Source organism: Caldicoprobacter faecalis, assembly GCF_900115765.1.
Classification (GTDB): domain Bacteria; phylum Bacillota; class Clostridia; order Caldicoprobacterales; family Caldicoprobacteraceae; genus Caldicoprobacter; species Caldicoprobacter oshimai.
Genome location: NZ_FOXR01000041.1, coordinates 1 through 15,156 on the forward strand (window position 1 = coordinate 1; position 15,156 = coordinate 15,156).

Sequence of the window (15,156 nt, forward strand, 5' to 3'; positions counted from 1 at the left end):
ATAAAACTGCTGGAGGCTCTTTTAGGTCAAGGACGGGCGCAGCCCGGCGATAGCGAATCCTTGACCTAAAAGAAGCCGGAAGCAGTAAAATTTAATAAAGATTAGTGGTGATAATTTAACCTGATTCTAGCCAGAGGGAATTTTACACAAAAATTTGGACTTGATCGGGGGGAGGTACACATGGTAGAAGAGCCTATCATAAGGCTGGTGAATGTATCAAAAAATTACGATGGGACAGAGGCGTTGAAGGATATCAATCTGTGTATACGCAAAAACGAGTTTCTTACTTTGCTTGGGCCGAGCGGGTGCGGTAAGACCACAACGCTTCGCATCATTGCGGGTTTTGAGCGGCCCGATTCGGGAGCGGTGTTCTTTGAAGGAAAGGACATAACCAACCTACCTCCCTATAAGAGAAAGGTAAACACCGTCTTTCAAAGATATGCCCTGTTTCCGCATATGAACGTGGCTGAGAACATAGCGTTTGGGCTTAAGATAAAGAAGCTGGATAAGAAGACCATAGAGAGAAAAGTGGCCGAGGTGCTTGAGCTGGTAAACCTCAAAGGGTTTGAGAAAAGGAGCGTAGACTCGCTGAGCGGAGGACAGCAGCAGAGGGTGGCCATAGCCAGGGCGCTGGTCAATGAGCCGGAAGTGTTGCTGCTGGATGAGCCCTTGGGAGCTCTGGACTTAAAGCTTAGAAAGAGCATGCAAATTGAGCTTAAGAGGATTCAGAAGATGCTGGGTATCACCTTTGTCTATGTAACCCACGATCAGGAAGAGGCCCTCACCATGTCGGATACCATCGTGGTCATGAAGGATGGCACCATACAGCAGATCGGTACGCCCGAGATGATATACAACGAGCCTAAAAACGCATTTGTGGCCGATTTCATCGGTGAGAGCAACATCATCCCGGGCAGGATGCTTAAGGACAACCTGGTGTATTTTGCTGGCCATGAATTCGAGTGCGTCGACTCCGGCTTTGAACGCAATGAAGAGGTAGATGTGGTCATAAGGCCCGAGGACATAAAGCTGGTACCTGTAGGAGAGGGTATGCTGCAGGGAGAGGTGGAATCGGTGACCTTCAAAGGGGTGCATTACGAGATGATAGTGCGCAGCGAAGGTATAAACTGGATGATACACAGCACCCTTATGGAGCCGGTGGGAAGCAGGATAGGGCTCCGCATACTCCCCCACGACATTCATATAATGAAGAAGGCGGCGGTAAAATGAAAAAGACGTGGTACGCATACCCCTACCTGGTATGGATGGCCATCTTCATAGTGGTGCCGCTGTTTTTGCTGTTGTTTTATACCTTTACTGCCACCACCGAAGAGGGCATACGGTTTACCCTCCAGCACATAAAGCGCGTATGTGAACCGATATACCTGATGGTGTTGCTGCGCTCAATACTGCTTGCGCTCATATGCACCGTGGTGTGCCTTTTGATAGGCTATCCCGTGGCGCTGATCCTTGCCAGCAAGGAGTACAGCCAGAATAAGGTTTTGGCCTTGCTGTTCGTGATTCCCATGTGGATAAATTTTCTGGTAAGGACCTATGCCTGGATGAGCCTGCTGGGGAAGAATGGCCTGATCGATATGGTGATGGATTTCTTGCGCCTCCCTCCTGTACAGCTTCTTTATACCGACCATGCGGTGGTGCTGGGGATGGTGTACAACTTTTTGCCCTTTATGGTGCTGCCCATATATTCGGTTTTGGCCAAGATGGACAAGAGCATCATCGAAGCGGCAGAAGACCTGGGTGCAGACTACATCACCGTGCTGAAGAGGATTATCATCCCCCTCAGCCTGCCAGGGGTCATATCGGGCATCACCATGGTGTTCATGCCGGCGGTAACCACCTTTATAATATCCAGGCTCCTGGGTGGCGGCCAATATATACTCATAGGCAATCTGATAGAGCAGCAGTTTATTGTAGTGGGCGATTGGAACTTTGGGTCGGCCATATCCTTTGTGCTGACGGTGATAATTCTGATAAGCATGGGCATCATGCGCAAATACGACAGGGAGTATGAGGGGGGTGCCATATGGTAGGGCGTATAATCAAAAGGGTATACCTGTACCTGATATTTCTTTTCCTGTACGCGCCCATAGTGGTGCTGGTGGCCTATTCCTTTAACGAATCCAGGTCAAGGGGGCGGTGGGGTGGCTTCACTTTAAGGTGGTATGCCGAGCTGTTTAGGGATACCGAGGTGCTACGTGCGCTTTACAATACCCTGGCCATAGCCGTCCTGTCGGCAGTGATAGCCACGGTCATCGGTACGGCGGCCGCCATAGGCATACATGAGATGAAGAGGATCAAAAAGGTAATAGTGATGAACCTCACCTACCTGCCTGTGATAAACCCAGATATTGTGACAGGCGTGTCGCTCATGCTACTGTTTGTGTTTACCAAGCCGTTTACCCAGCTGGGATTGGGCTTTTTCACCATGCTGCTCGCCCACATCACCTTTAATATACCCTACGTAATACTATCCGTATTGCCCAAGCTCAAGCAGCTTGATAAACACGTATATGAAGCGGCGCTCGACCTGGGCGCAACCCCTTCCTACGCCTTACGAAAGGTTGTTATCCCCCAGATAATGCCGGGGATCGTGACGGGTTTCTTGCTGGCCTTCACCCTATCCATCGACGATTTTGTCATCAGCTTCTTTACCACCGGCTCGGGGGTGTCAAACATCGCCATATACGTCTATTCCATGGCAAGAAGGGGTGTCAACCCTAAGATAAATGCTTTATCAACGATTATGTTTGTCACTGTGCTGGCATTGTTGCTTATAGTAAACAAAAGGATGAGCAAAGATAATCCAAAGGTAAAGGAGAGTGTGAGGTCAACTACCCACCACTTAAAGAAGCGGGGGCTTGTAAAGAGCCCTGGTTGACTAGCCTCAGCCACCAGCAAAAAGTTGACGGGGCTACGTTAGACAGGTCATGACACCCCGGGGTGCTGCTCAAGCTCCGGGCTCTGTCGTACAGGTCTAAACAGTCCTGAGGGGTAGGGACAGTGACCTGTGCATGACAAGCCTGTCTAACATTGGCGATGAGCACCTAACTCCGCAAGGAGGCTTACCGCTTATGGTGTATGTAATTTCAAAGGCGGGGAAACCACTAATGCCAACCGAAAGACACGGCAAAGTAAGACGGCTTTTAAAGCAGGGACTTGCAAAGGTAGTCAAACGGGAACCGTTTACAGTCCAGCTTTTATACGATACCACTACCTACACACAGCCGGTGACGGTAGGACTGGATATAGGTTCTAAGACAACAGGTGTATCGGCTGTTACGGAGAAGAAAGAGATATTCTCTGCAGAGGTAGAGCTGAGGGACGATATTAAAGGGTTGCTGCTTGAACGAAGGCAGTACAGGAGGATGAGAAGATACAGAAAGGTGCGCTACCGCAAACCCAGGTTTTTAAACAGAGCAAGGGATGATGGGTGGCTTGCTCCCAGCCTTCAGTGGAAGGTAGATGCACACATAAGGATAGTAGATATGCTTGGCAGGATAATGCCGATAGAGAGAGTAGTGGTTGAGGTTGCACCGTTTGATACGCAGAAGATACTAAATCCTGGCATAGAGGGAGAAGATTATCAGAATGGCGCACAGAAGGGTTTCTGGGATGTAAGGGAATACTGCTTATGGCGAGCTGGTTACAGGTCAGAATTATCGGGTAAAAGGGGTATATTAGAGGTTCACCATATAGTTCCGAGAAGCGAAGGCGGGACGGATACTCCCAGCAATTTGATAGTGCTGACTGCAGACGAGCACAAAGGGGTGCATGAGGGCAGGATAAGGATACCGAAGTCAAAGGTTGAGAAGGTGAAGATGTTTAAGGATGCGGCACATGTATCGACGATAGGGTGGCATATAGTTAACAGGTTAAGAGAACGTTATTCTGTGGAAGTGACATATGGGAGTACAACGAAGGCGAAACGGTTGAGTTGTGGTATGGAGAAGTCGCACAGAGTTGATGCGTTTATAATAGCTGGTGGGGATTTGCAAGAGAGGTTGAGAGAATGGTACTTAGGGAAGTTTTTGAGGCGACAGAACAGGTCATTGCATAAAGCGAATCCTATCAAGGGTGGGGTAAGACCCGTTAACACGATTAAGGAGGCATATGGTTTTAGGCGATACGACAGAGTAGAATACGAAGGCATAATTGGGATAATAGCGGGTTTAAGGAGTAGCGGGTATTTTGCTGTAAGAAGTCTTTCAGGTGAAAAGATACATGACAGTGCCAAGCATAACAGGTTAAGACTTGTAGAAAAAGCAAAGACATTAATGTTAGAAAGGAGGGAAGAGCGCATTCCTCTCCATCTTGAAGAAGATGGAGTCTCCTGCGCTCGTATATGATGAAAAAGGCATTTAAAATTTTCGGACTTTTTTTCAGCGTAATAATGGTGGTGGGCATCTTGGCCGGATGCGGCAGCGCTCCCAAGGCGCAGCTTAAAGTGTACAACTGGGGAGATTATATCGACGAAACTGTCATTGAAGAATTTGAAAAGAAGTACAACATCGACGTGATATACGATACCTTTGCTACCAATGAGGAGATGTATGTAAAGGTAAAGGGCGGTGGAGCCGACTATGACGTGGCCATTCCGTCAGATTACATGATCGAGCGCATGATAAAGGAGGGCATGCTTGAGAAGATAGACTTCAGCAACGTTCCCAACTATAAATATATAGATGAAAGGTTTAAGAATCTCCCCTATGACCCAAATAACGAATATTCCGTCCCCTACATGTGGGGCACCGTCGGCATTTTGTACAACAAAAAGATGGTCAAAGAGCCTGTTGACAGCTGGAAGATACTGTGGGATGAGAAGTACAAGAAGCAGATCTTCATGCTGGACAGCAGCAGGGACTCCATAGGGGTGGCCCTCAAGATGCTGGGATATTCTTTGAATACGAGGAATATAGATGAATTGGAGCAGGCCAAGGAGGCGTTGATAAGGCAAAAACCACTGGTGCTGTCTTACGTGGGTGACGAGGTTAAGGATGCCATGATATCGGGGCAGGCAGCTCTTGCGGTGGTGTGGTCGGGCGATGCCGTCTATACCAAGAGGGAAAACCCCGACCTGGAGTACGTAATCCCCAAGGAAGGCAGCAATCTGTGGGTCGATGCCATGGTAATTCTAAAGGGTACTAAAAACAAGAAGGCGGCAGAGCAGTTCATCAACTTCATGTGTGAGCCCGAGATCGCCTTTAGAAACGCCGACTATATAGGATACTCCACGCCTCATACCGAAGCTAAGAAGATGCTGGATCCAGAAATCCTCAATGACAGGACTGCTTATCCAACCGATGAGGATTTGAAGAATTGCGAGGTATTTGAAGCGCTGTCGGATGTCATAAAGGAGTATGATAGGGTATGGACAGAGGTGAAGGCAGCGAGATGAAGCGGTTTAGAATAGTTGTGGCTGGCTGTGGTAACATGGCCAATACCTGGATAAAATACGCTTTGGAAAGGCAAGATGCCGAAATTGTGGCGCTGGTTGATATAAATGAAGAGAACGCGCGTGCTATGGCGAGGCGGCATGGTCTGGACTGTGGTATATACCAGGACATTGAAAAAGCTATAGAGGATTCATCAGCTAACCTGGTATTCGATGTAACCGTACCTGAAGCTCACCACAGGATAGTGACCACAGCGCTTAAGATGGGATGCGACGTGCTGGGTGAAAAGCCCATGGCTTCCTCGATGGAAGAGGCTCGAGAAATGGTGGCTGTTGCTAGCGAATCAGGTAGGATGTATGCGGTTATGCAAAACCGGCGCTACTTAAAACATATTCGTGCATTTCGCGAGCTTGTAAGCTCGGGGGTTATCGGCAAGCCTGGGTTTGTATGTGCCGATTTTTTCCTGGGGCCCCATTTTGGAGGGGTCAGAGAGGTCATGGACAGCCCGCTTATCCTGGACATGGCCATCCATACATTTGACCAAGCGCGTTTTATCATTGGTGCGGACCCCGTTTCGGTGTACTGCCATGAATTCAATCCCCCCGGTTCATGGTATAAAGGAAATGCCGCTGCGGTATGTATTTTTGAGTTTTCGGATGGTTCGGTGTTCTGCTACAGGGGGTCCTGGTGTGCGCAAGGCGCTCCTACTTCGTGGGAATCCTGCTGGAGAATTACGGGCAGTAAGGGTACGGCTATATGGGATGGTGTCAATCCCCCCTACTGTGAGGTTGTGGTGGAGGGTCATACGAAACAGTTCATTTATGAGACCAAAAGGGTTGAAGCCACATATTCGTGGAACGGTAGAGAGGGGCATGTTGGATGTCTTGATGAGATGTTTAACGCGCTTTTAGAAGGCAGGAAGGCCGAGACCGATTGTACTGATAATATAAAGAGCATGGCAATGGTCTTCGGCGCGCTGGAAAGTGCTAGAAAAGGTAAAAAAATAATGCTGTAAACTTAAATTAATAGCCTTTTCTATGGAGGAATTTGCTAAGCGGCGTAGAATATATATTATTGAGCTGTTGATAAAAACTATATTAGATTACCATGATAAAAAATAAAGCAAAAGGGAGGCGTGTACATATGAAGTTAGGGGTCTTCACGGTGTTGTTGGCCAACAAGAGCTTTGAGGAGGCCTTAAAGTACTTGCATGATTTAGGGGTTGAAGCGGTAGAGATAGGTACGGGGGGATTTCCTGGTAAAGCGCATGCCAATCCTGATGAGCTGCTGGCCGATGAAAATAAGCTCAATGAGTTTAAGGACCTGCTCAAGAAGTACAACATGCAGATCAGCGCATTGAGCTGTCACGGCAATCCCGTACATCCCCAAAAGGAAATCGCAGATGCTTTTCATAAGGATTTTGAAAAGACGGTGCTGCTGGCTGAAAAGCTTGGTGTCGACAGGGTTATCACCTTTTCGGGGTGTCCCGGGGACTCTCCCGGTTCTAAGTATCCAAACTGGGTCACATGCCCGTGGCCGGACGATTTCTTGAAGATACTGGATTATCAGTGGAACGAGGTGCTTATCCCATACTGGGAGAAGGCGGTCAAGTTTGCAAATGACCACGGCGTGAATAAGATATGCCTTGAGATGCACCCGGGCTTCTGCGTTTATAATCCCGAAACATTGCTTAAGCTGAGAGCCGCGGTGGGCGATACCATTGGCGCCAACTATGACCCCAGCCATCTGTTCTGGCAGGGGATAGATCCCGTTGCGTCTATCCGCAAGCTGGGCCCGGCCATATATCACTTCCATGCCAAGGACACCAGGATAGATAAGCTCAACACCGCTGTGAATGGCGTGCTGGATACAAAGCATTACGGCGATGAGATCAACCGCTCTTGGATCTTCCGCACAGTCGGATATGGCCATGACTATCAGGTGTGGAAGGACATTGTGAGCAACCTGCGCATGGTGGGCTATGATTACGTAATGAGCATAGAACATGAGGACAGCCTTATGTCGCCAAATGAAGGGCTGCAAAAGGCTATTGCGTTCTTGAAAGAGGTCATGATTTTTGAATCAAAGGGCGAGATGTGGTGGGCTTAAACTAGGCTTAATGAAAGTGGGGGAGAATGTATATGAAGGATACCTTGAATGTGGGGCTTGTTGGGTATAAGTTCATGGGTAAGGCCCATAGCAATGCCTTCAGGAAGCTAGGGATGTTTTTTAATCCCAGCCTGAAGGTCGTCATGAAGGCCATATGCGGCAGGGACGAGGAATGGGTCAAGCAGTCGGCTGAGAAATTCGGGTGGGAAAGCTACGAAACCTCATGGGAGAAGTTGGTCAAACGGGACGACATAGACATGGTGGATATAGCTGCCCCCAGCAACGTTCATAAGGAGATAGCCATTGCAGCCGCTGAGGAAGGAAAGCACGTATTTTGCGAAAAGCCGCTGGCTTTAAACCTCAAGGACGCAAGGGAAATGCTGGAAGCAGTGGAGAAGAACAAGGTAAAGCACCAGATAGGGTTTAACTACAGGTTTGCTCCTGCTGTACAGCTGGCCAAAAAATTGATCGACGAGGGCAAGATCGGGAAGATATACCATTTCCGCGCATTATATCTCCAGGATTGGGTTATGGATCCCGAGTTCCCGCTGGTGTGGAGGTTTGACAAGAAGATAGCCGGGTCGGGGGCCTTGGGCGACCTGGGCGCTCACATCATTGACCTGGCCCGCTTCCTTGTAGGGGAGTTTGACAGGGTCATTGGAATTAACAAGACTTTTATCAAGGAAAGGCCCATAGTGGAGAGGATGGAAGGCTTAAGTGCTGACGCTCAGGCCGGTGCGCCCCGCGGTGAGGTAACGGTAGACGACGCTACCCTGTTCCTTGCTGAGTTTAAAAACGGCGCCCTTGGCTCCTTTGAGGCCACCCGCTTTGCCAACGGCCACAAAAACGGCATGTCTTTTGAGATAAACGGCAGCAAGGGCAGCTTGAGGTTCGAGTTTGAAAGGATGAACGAGCTGTGGTATTATTCTTCTGAGGACTCCGAAGGAGTACAGGGTTTCAGGCTCATTCAAGTTACAGAGCCGGTTCACCCCTATGCTTCGGCGTGGTGGCCTGCGGGGCATGTTATAGGCTATGAGCATACCTTTGTACACGAGCTTTACGAATTTGTAGAGGCAATCGCTCACGATAGAAATGCCTGCCCCGATTTCAATGACGGGGTGAAGTGTTCGCAGGTGATTGAGGCAGTGGAACTATCCATTGCAGAAGGGCAATGGATAGAGGTGGATAGCCTGTAGGGGATATTGATAACCTTTGGCGACAGCTGCGGGGAAAGCACCCGTGGCTGTTTTTGTTTAAACCCTGAACAACAGAGAAGGCACACAAAACGATATACAGGAGGAATCGTAGGCGATGAAGATAGGCACTTTGTCCGTTCCCACCAACGTATTTCTTGCGCCAATGGCAGGAGTTACAGATATGCCGTTTCGCCTACTGTGCAAGCAGCAGGGCTGTGGCATGGTGTATACCGAAATGGTGAGCGCCAAGGGCCTCTACTACGGTGATGAAAAGACCTGGAAGCTTACCGAGGTTCATCCCGATGAACACCCGGTAGGGGTGCAGATTTTCGGTTCTGACCCCGATATAATGGCCGAGATAGCCAGGAGGCTGTCTCAGACCGATGTAGACTTGATAGATATAAATATGGGATGTCCCACGCCCAAGATTGTGAAGAATGGGGATGGAAGCGCACTCATGCGTCAACCAGAAAAGGTCTATAAGATAGTAAAGGCGGTGGTGGAAGCTTCTGACAAGCCCGTGACCGTCAAGATAAGGAAGGGCTGGGATGATGAAAGCGTCAACGCCGTCGAGATAGCCCAGATAATCGAGGAAGCGGGGGGATGTGCAGTAACGGTGCATGGCCGTACCAGGGAGCAGTTTTACTCGGGCACTGCCGATTGGGACATCATTCGCAAGGTGAAACAAGCTGTCTCTATACCCGTCATTGGGAACGGGGATATATTTACGCCAGAGGATGCAAAGAGGATGCTGGATGAGACGGGGTGTGATGGTGTAATGGTCGGTCGAGGGGCTCACGGCAATCCCTGGATTTTTAAAAGGATAATTCATTATCTGGAGACAGGGGAACTGCTGACTCCGCCCACGCCGCGCCAGAAGATCGAAATGGCGTTGCATCACCTCGACATGATGATACAATACAAGGGTGAGGAAGTAGGAATCCGTGAGATGAGAAAGCATATAAGCTGGTATATTAAGGGACTGCCCAATGCTAATAGAGTTAAAAATGTTGTGAACACCTTAAAGGATGTGAAGGGGATCCATGAGCTGTTGAAGGGGTATCTGCTTGAGCTGGAAGGGTCTGTGTGATTGCGCTTTGAGGAGAAATTTTTGAGATGTTTTACCAGGATATTTATACAAGCCCAGTAATGGGTATAATTGTAATTGGTGCTGGGCCGGTTGAATAAAAATGATTTATAGGAGGATGGCATGAAGAGGATTGTCAGCGTAAGCATAGGAGCCTCTTCAAGGAACCACAGCGTCACTGCCAACATATGCGGTCAGGATTTTCTTATAGAGAGGATAGGAACCGATGGGGATTTAAAAAAGGCCGTTCAGCTCATTGAGGAGCTGGATGGAAAAGTGGATGTGTTCGGCATGGGCGGGATCGACCTGTATCTGTATGGCGGCAACGGGCGGAGGTATGTGATAAGGGCGGCGTTGCCCCTTGCCAGGGCTGCCAAAATGACGCCCATCGTTGATGGCTCGGGCCTCAAGAATACACTGGAACGGGATGTGGTCAATTTTCTGCACAGGGATTGCGGATTAGATTTGAAAGGGAAAAAAGTATTGTTGGTGTCTGCTATGGATAGATTTGGTATGGCAGAGGAATTTACAAGTATGGGCTGTGATATGATATTCGGTGATGTGATATTTGCGCTGGGGCTGCCCATACCAATACGCAGTTTAAAAAATCTACATCGTTTGGCAAGCGCCTTGATGCCCATCATTTGCCGTTTGCCCTTTCACTGGTTGTATCCAACAGGCCGCGAACAGGATAAGATACTTCCTAAGTACAGCCGATACTACCAGGCTGCCGATGTCATTGCGGGGGATTTTATCTATATAAAACGTTATCTTCCTGATCACCTCGAGGGCAAGGTGATTGTGACCAATACCATCACTGAAAGCGATGTACAGATGCTCAAGCAGAGGGGCGTGAAGCTGCTTGTGACCTCCACCCCAGAGTTTAACGGGCGATCCTTTGGCACCAATGTGATTGAGGCTTTGATAGTCAGCCTTTCGGGGAAAAGGCCAGAAGACATCACTGCAGATATGTACGCCAGGCTGATACGGGAATTTGGGATCACCCACGGGGTTGAATATTTAAATTGAATGGGGATCAGAAAGTGGGCAAGTTTGCTGTCATGACATTTCGGCATGTGGATGACCAATCCCAAGCTGGTACTGGAATTGTGGGCAGATTGATAAACCTTTTAAAGGGCTGGCGCTCTAACGTGGCGGTTCAGACCATCGGCACTGTCATTTTTAAAGGGGATGCCCATGAGATGGGGTATATACTCCAATTGTCGGATTTTATAGTGAAGTGGGATAGGCTTTCGCCAAACAGGCGCCGGAAGAAGCTGCTTAAATATTTGGGACTTTTGGAAGAGCTGGGCATTGAAATGGTATGTATTCCCTATTACTGGAGCGTTCTGCCGGAAGAGGTTATAGAAGTGATGAAAAAAAGGTTTGTTGTAGACTCCGGGTACCAGATGCGCATCTTTGCGCTTGTGGAATCTATAAAATACCTGATGGGGATGCTGAAGGATAGGGTGCTCGATATGGAAGTGGGGATTTGGGGGGCTGACACCCGAGTCGGCAGGCTGTTTGCTCGAGTACTGGCACCTTATGTGAATAATATGGTGTTGGGGGGTACATCTATCGATGACCTTTATGAACTGGCCGATGAGGTCATGAGGGAAACAGGGCTGGCTTGCCCAGTCACCACTGATGCCGGTGAATGCCTCAAAGATAAGCGGCTTGTGGTGGTGGCAGAGGAGTGCGACTTCAGCCTTCTGAGCAGCCATGCCATTGTTGTATATGCGGGTGAAATCGATTTAAAATATATAGAGGCGATGAAACGCCATCCGGGGCCTTTTTGGATATTGTCGGGCTGGGCAACCTTGCCAGATGAAGTAAAGGCAGATATCGAGCTGTTGCCGTGGGAAACTTTGGGCGTACTGCAGGCCTTATCTCTTATGGGAGAAGAGATTCGCGAGATGAACCGTATATTGGATACCTTAAAGATGCGCGGGTTTATATCGCCAGAAGGCGGAATAACCTATAACACCTTCCGCATCCGGCACTTCAGAAAAAGGACCTGATTATATTTTCTTGACAAACCATTACTACTTTTTTATAATAATTGTACTACAAATTTAGAAAGATTTTCAAGCACTGGCACAAATGATATTTGTGTCAGTGCTTATTGTATTGGTTATGGGGTAGATTAAGCTTTTTTGGAATTAAAAGTGTGTTTTAAACACATATTAATCATCAATTGAAAAATTAGAATTAAAAAGGGGAGAATCGATTATGGCAGAGGATTACAAAGAGACAATACTAACGCAGGAAGGCGTTGCTAAATTGGAGGAAGAGTTAAGGTATTTAAAAACTGTCAAGCGTAAAGAGGTGGCAGAGCGCATCAAACAGGCCATCGCTTTTGGTGATCTCAGCGAAAATTCGGAGTACGATGAGGCAAAAAATGAGCAGGCATTCATCGAGGGGCGCATCGTCACCCTAGAAAACCTGCTTAGAAATGCGAAAGTTATCGATGATGAGGATATCTCCACTGATGTGGTGAGTATTGGCGTCACAGTAAAGCTGCTGGATGTTGAAACCAACGACGTAGTGGAGTATACTATTGTAGGGTCCACCGAAGCCAATCCGGCCGAAAACAGGATATCCAATAAATCGCCGGTGGGTAAAGCCTTGCTTGGCAAACCCGTGGGAGCGGTGGTTGACGTACATGTACCGGACGGAGTTATCAAGTTTAAAATACTAGAAATTCGCAAGTGAAGGTGAGAAATACAGGATGGATGCAACAAGGACGGACGCTCAGTTTGAGGAACAGAATTTGAACGAGGTACTGCTGGTCAGGAGGGAAAAATTGGATAAGCTGCGCAAAGAGGGCAGGGATCCTTTTGCCATTACCCGGTTTGAGGTTACCCACTATTCGCAGCAAATAAAGGACAATTTTGATACCATGGAAGGTCAAGAGGTCACCGTAGCAGGCAGGATCATGTCAAAAAGAGTGATGGGTAAGGCCAGTTTTGCCCACATCCAGGACAGTGCCGGGCAGATACAGATATTTGTGCGCATAAACGATGTGGGCGATGAACAGTACCAGGACTTTAAGTCCTTCGATTTAGGAGACATCATAGGGGTGACGGGAGAGGTCTTTAAGACAAAAACGGGGGAGATTTCGGTTAGGGCAAAAAACATGGTATTACTTACCAAGTCTCTTTATCCTCTTCCGGAGAAGTGGCATGGGCTTAAGGACCCTGACCTTCGTTACAGGCACAGATATGTGGATTTGATTGTAAATCCAGAGGTGCGCCGTACCTTTGAAATACGTTCCAAGGTTATACGATGCATCAGGAATTATCTCGACACCAGGGGATATCTAGAAGTTGAGACGCCTATCCTCCATATCACTGCAGGTGGCGCTGCTGCCCGGCCTTTTATTACCCATCATAACACCCTGGATATTGATTTGTACCTTCGTATTGCGACCGAGCTCCACTTAAAACGGCTAATCGTCGGTGGCTTTGATAAGGTTTACGAGCTGGGGCGCGTATTCCGCAACGAAGGGATGTCCATCAAGCACAATCCCGAATTTACTTCCATCGAGATATACAGGGCCTATGCTGATTACATGGACATGATGGAACTCACTGAAGACATGATAGTCACCGTTGCAAAAGAGGTGCTGGGTACCACCAAGCTGACGTACCAGGGCCAGGAGATCGACCTGATGCCTCCATGGCAGCGTATGACCATGATTGAGGCTGTCAAGAAATACGCGGGGGTAGATTTTTCGCAGATTAATACCGACGAGGAGGCCAGGGAGGTCGCAAAGCAAGCAGGTCTGGAGCTTAAGAAGGGCAATACCTGGGGGCACATACTCAATGCTTTCTTTGAAGAAAAGGTGGAGCAGCATCTGGTGCAGCCCACCTTTATCCTGGATTACCCCATTGAGATTTCGCCGCTTGCCAAGAAGAAGAAAGATGACCCCAGGTTGACCTACCGTTTTGAGCTGTATATAGTGGCACGGGAGATTGCCAACGCGTTTTCTGAGCTGAATGACCCAATTGACCAGAGAGAACGTTTCATGGAGCAGGCCAGACAGCGTGCCGCAGGAGATGAGGAAGCCCATATGATGGATGAGGACTTCGTGCATGCGCTGGAGATTGGTATGCCTCCAACCGGTGGTGTAGGCATAGGCATTGACAGGCTGGTCATGCTGTTTACCGACTCTTACTCGATAAGGGATGTAATACTGTTCCCCACCATGAGGCCCAAGGAGTAAAAGCAATAAAGGCGGTGATTAAGAAGCGTAAAAGCCATGGGACCTTAAAAACGGTTCCATGGCTTCTTAATTTTTTGATATGTTAGAATTCAACATAACCACGCAACGTACCATTGTATAATCAAAAACAGCATTTTGCTGCACTTGTTGAGCACTTGCATTTGATGTATAATTAATATGTATGTATTGTATAAACTTTTTAGGCAGGTGATATACTCCATGTATCAGGTTGTGGTAAACAGGGAAACGCTGCAGAACCATCTGCATTACGATTGGTGGAAATACGTTGTGGGTATAGTGGTGACGGTCATGCTTTGGAATCTGGTGTCGACCATGACCAGGCCGCAAACCCCGCCAGATAAAAAGGTTGATATTTTTCTTGTAGGAGATTATCTCTTGGAGGAAAAGGTTGAGCCTATAAGCCAGCGCATGCTGAAGGACTTTCCGGAGCTTTTAGAGATCAATTTCATGAACATACCCTTGGGTGGGGATCCTGAACTGGAAATGGCGGGGCGATACAAACTCACGACAGTGGTCGGCGCTCAAGAAGGAGATATATTCGTATTTAGCAAAGGGGAGTATGAGACGTTTGCCAAACAGGGTGCTTTTATGCCGCTTGATGAGTACATCGACGACGAGATAACGAAGTATATACCCGCGGAGGAGCTGGAGAAGTACAAACTGAGCGTTGAAGATGAATACGCCGAGGATAAAGGGCCCCATATTTACGGTATCCCGCTAAAGGGCGTTACTCTGTTCAACGATACCGGCTATAATGTAGAGGATAAGGTTCTGTCGATAATGGCCTATAGCAAGAACAAAGAGAAGGCTATAGAGGTCATGAAGTGGATAGTGACAAAAGGAAGATGATTGCGAATTAACGCGTATAGTCTAGAAAAAAGAAGATAAAACGAATATTTTTTAAATAGATGCGAAAAATAAATGTAATAAACCTATTAAAATGGCTTGATTATGCTGCGGGGGCTGTGGTATAGTAATATTCGCCGCTTTTAAGGGGCGGCGGGAGATGGTCCTTGAAAACTGAACAGTGGTTGGAAGGCCAGGTCAATTCTGGAGAGGTAAGACTCATTTGCGGCAAGATGCGAGTTTAGGATATAGATT

At 48.0% G+C, this 15,156-nt stretch carries 14 protein-coding genes; all 14 read left to right on the forward strand.

Annotated features, from left to right (window positions below; all coding sequences use genetic code 11):
* Positions 1-180 precede the first annotated feature (180 nt).
* The 14 genes from potA to BM241_RS10860 all read left to right on the forward strand — a co-directional run bounded on the left by potA (position 181) and on the right by BM241_RS10860 (position 14,904).
* On the forward strand, positions 181-1,230 hold the full coding sequence (potA, locus tag BM241_RS10795) for a spermidine/putrescine ABC transporter ATP-binding protein (RefSeq protein ID WP_025748248.1): 1,050 nt from the start codon (positions 181-183) through the stop codon (positions 1,228-1,230).
* Positions 1,227-2,051: an ABC transporter permease gene (locus BM241_RS10800; protein WP_092282768.1), complete on the forward strand. Its 825-nt coding sequence runs from the start codon at positions 1,227-1,229 to the stop codon at positions 2,049-2,051. The genes potA and BM241_RS10800 overlap by 4 nt, the downstream gene beginning before the upstream one ends.
* Entirely contained in the window at positions 2,045-2,899 is an 855-nt protein-coding gene (locus BM241_RS10805) for an ABC transporter permease (RefSeq protein WP_025748246.1), read from the forward strand. The genes BM241_RS10800 and BM241_RS10805 overlap by 7 nt, the downstream gene beginning before the upstream one ends.
* Positions 2,900-3,092: 193 nt before the next feature.
* Positions 3,093-4,367: an RNA-guided endonuclease IscB gene (gene iscB, locus BM241_RS10810; RefSeq protein WP_092282769.1), complete on the forward strand. Its 1,275-nt coding sequence runs from the start codon at positions 3,093-3,095 to the stop codon at positions 4,365-4,367.
* Positions 4,367-5,416 carry an ABC transporter substrate-binding protein gene (locus BM241_RS10815; protein ID WP_177206162.1) on the forward strand — a complete coding sequence of 350 codons (1,050 nt, stop codon included), beginning with the start codon at positions 4,367-4,369 and terminating at the stop codon, positions 5,414-5,416. The genes iscB and BM241_RS10815 overlap by 1 nt, the downstream gene beginning before the upstream one ends.
* Positions 5,413-6,429, forward strand: coding sequence for a Gfo/Idh/MocA family protein (locus BM241_RS10820; protein WP_092282775.1), 1,017 nt, complete (start codon positions 5,413-5,415; stop codon positions 6,427-6,429). The genes BM241_RS10815 and BM241_RS10820 overlap by 4 nt, the downstream gene beginning before the upstream one ends.
* A gap of 128 nt (positions 6,430-6,557) precedes the next feature.
* On the forward strand, positions 6,558-7,523 hold the full coding sequence (locus BM241_RS10825; RefSeq protein ID WP_025748242.1) for a sugar phosphate isomerase/epimerase family protein: 966 nt from the start codon (positions 6,558-6,560) through the stop codon (positions 7,521-7,523).
* Between the two features lie 32 nt (positions 7,524-7,555).
* Positions 7,556-8,719, forward strand: a complete 1,164-nt coding sequence (locus BM241_RS10830; RefSeq protein WP_092282771.1) for a Gfo/Idh/MocA family protein — start codon at positions 7,556-7,558, stop codon at positions 8,717-8,719.
* A 115-nt stretch (positions 8,720-8,834) separates the two neighbouring features.
* The gene (gene dusB, locus BM241_RS10835; protein ID WP_025748240.1) at positions 8,835-9,809 is read left to right on the forward strand and encodes a tRNA dihydrouridine synthase DusB; all 975 of its coding nucleotides are present in this window, start codon (positions 8,835-8,837) and stop codon (positions 9,807-9,809) included.
* Positions 9,810-9,929: 120 nt separating this feature from the next.
* Entirely contained in the window at positions 9,930-10,835 is a 906-nt protein-coding gene (locus tag BM241_RS10840; RefSeq protein WP_092282772.1) for a quinate 5-dehydrogenase, read from the forward strand.
* Entirely contained in the window at positions 10,832-11,827 is a 996-nt protein-coding gene (locus BM241_RS10845) for a hypothetical protein (protein ID WP_092282773.1), read from the forward strand. The genes BM241_RS10840 and BM241_RS10845 overlap by 4 nt, the downstream gene beginning before the upstream one ends.
* A 211-nt stretch (positions 11,828-12,038) precedes the next feature.
* The gene (gene greA, locus BM241_RS10850) at positions 12,039-12,521 is read left to right on the forward strand and encodes a transcription elongation factor GreA (RefSeq protein ID WP_025748237.1); all 483 of its coding nucleotides are present in this window, start codon (positions 12,039-12,041) and stop codon (positions 12,519-12,521) included.
* A 16-nt stretch (positions 12,522-12,537) separates the two neighbouring features.
* On the forward strand, positions 12,538-14,034 hold the full coding sequence (lysS, locus tag BM241_RS10855; RefSeq protein ID WP_092282774.1) for a lysine--tRNA ligase: 1,497 nt from the start codon (positions 12,538-12,540) through the stop codon (positions 14,032-14,034).
* A 219-nt stretch (positions 14,035-14,253) separates the two neighbouring features.
* Positions 14,254-14,904 (forward strand): type 2 periplasmic-binding domain-containing protein, encoded by a 651-nt coding sequence (locus BM241_RS10860; protein ID WP_025748235.1) that lies wholly within the window; start codon positions 14,254-14,256, stop codon positions 14,902-14,904.
* The last annotated feature ends 252 nt before the right edge of the window (positions 14,905-15,156 follow it).

Coding starts and splice junctions, on each gene's coding strand:
- potA (WP_025748248.1), top strand. CDS start 181: ATGGTAGAAGAGCCTATCATAAGGCTGGTGAATGTATCAAAAAATTAC.
- BM241_RS10800 (WP_092282768.1), top strand. CDS start 1,227: ATGAAAAAGACGTGGTACGCATACCCCTACCTGGTATGGATGGCCATC.
- BM241_RS10805 (WP_025748246.1), top strand. CDS start 2,045: ATGGTAGGGCGTATAATCAAAAGGGTATACCTGTACCTGATATTTCTT.
- iscB (WP_092282769.1), top strand. CDS start 3,093: ATGGTGTATGTAATTTCAAAGGCGGGGAAACCACTAATGCCAACCGAA.
- BM241_RS10815 (WP_177206162.1), top strand. CDS start 4,367: ATGAAAAAGGCATTTAAAATTTTCGGACTTTTTTTCAGCGTAATAATG.
- BM241_RS10820 (WP_092282775.1), top strand. CDS start 5,413: ATGAAGCGGTTTAGAATAGTTGTGGCTGGCTGTGGTAACATGGCCAAT.
- BM241_RS10825 (WP_025748242.1), top strand. CDS start 6,558: ATGAAGTTAGGGGTCTTCACGGTGTTGTTGGCCAACAAGAGCTTTGAG.
- BM241_RS10830 (WP_092282771.1), top strand. CDS start 7,556: ATGAAGGATACCTTGAATGTGGGGCTTGTTGGGTATAAGTTCATGGGT.
- dusB (WP_025748240.1), top strand. CDS start 8,835: ATGAAGATAGGCACTTTGTCCGTTCCCACCAACGTATTTCTTGCGCCA.
- BM241_RS10840 (WP_092282772.1), top strand. CDS start 9,930: ATGAAGAGGATTGTCAGCGTAAGCATAGGAGCCTCTTCAAGGAACCAC.
- greA (WP_025748237.1), top strand. CDS start 12,039: ATGGCAGAGGATTACAAAGAGACAATACTAACGCAGGAAGGCGTTGCT.
- lysS (WP_092282774.1), top strand. CDS start 12,538: ATGGATGCAACAAGGACGGACGCTCAGTTTGAGGAACAGAATTTGAAC.
- BM241_RS10860 (WP_025748235.1), top strand. CDS start 14,254: ATGTATCAGGTTGTGGTAAACAGGGAAACGCTGCAGAACCATCTGCAT.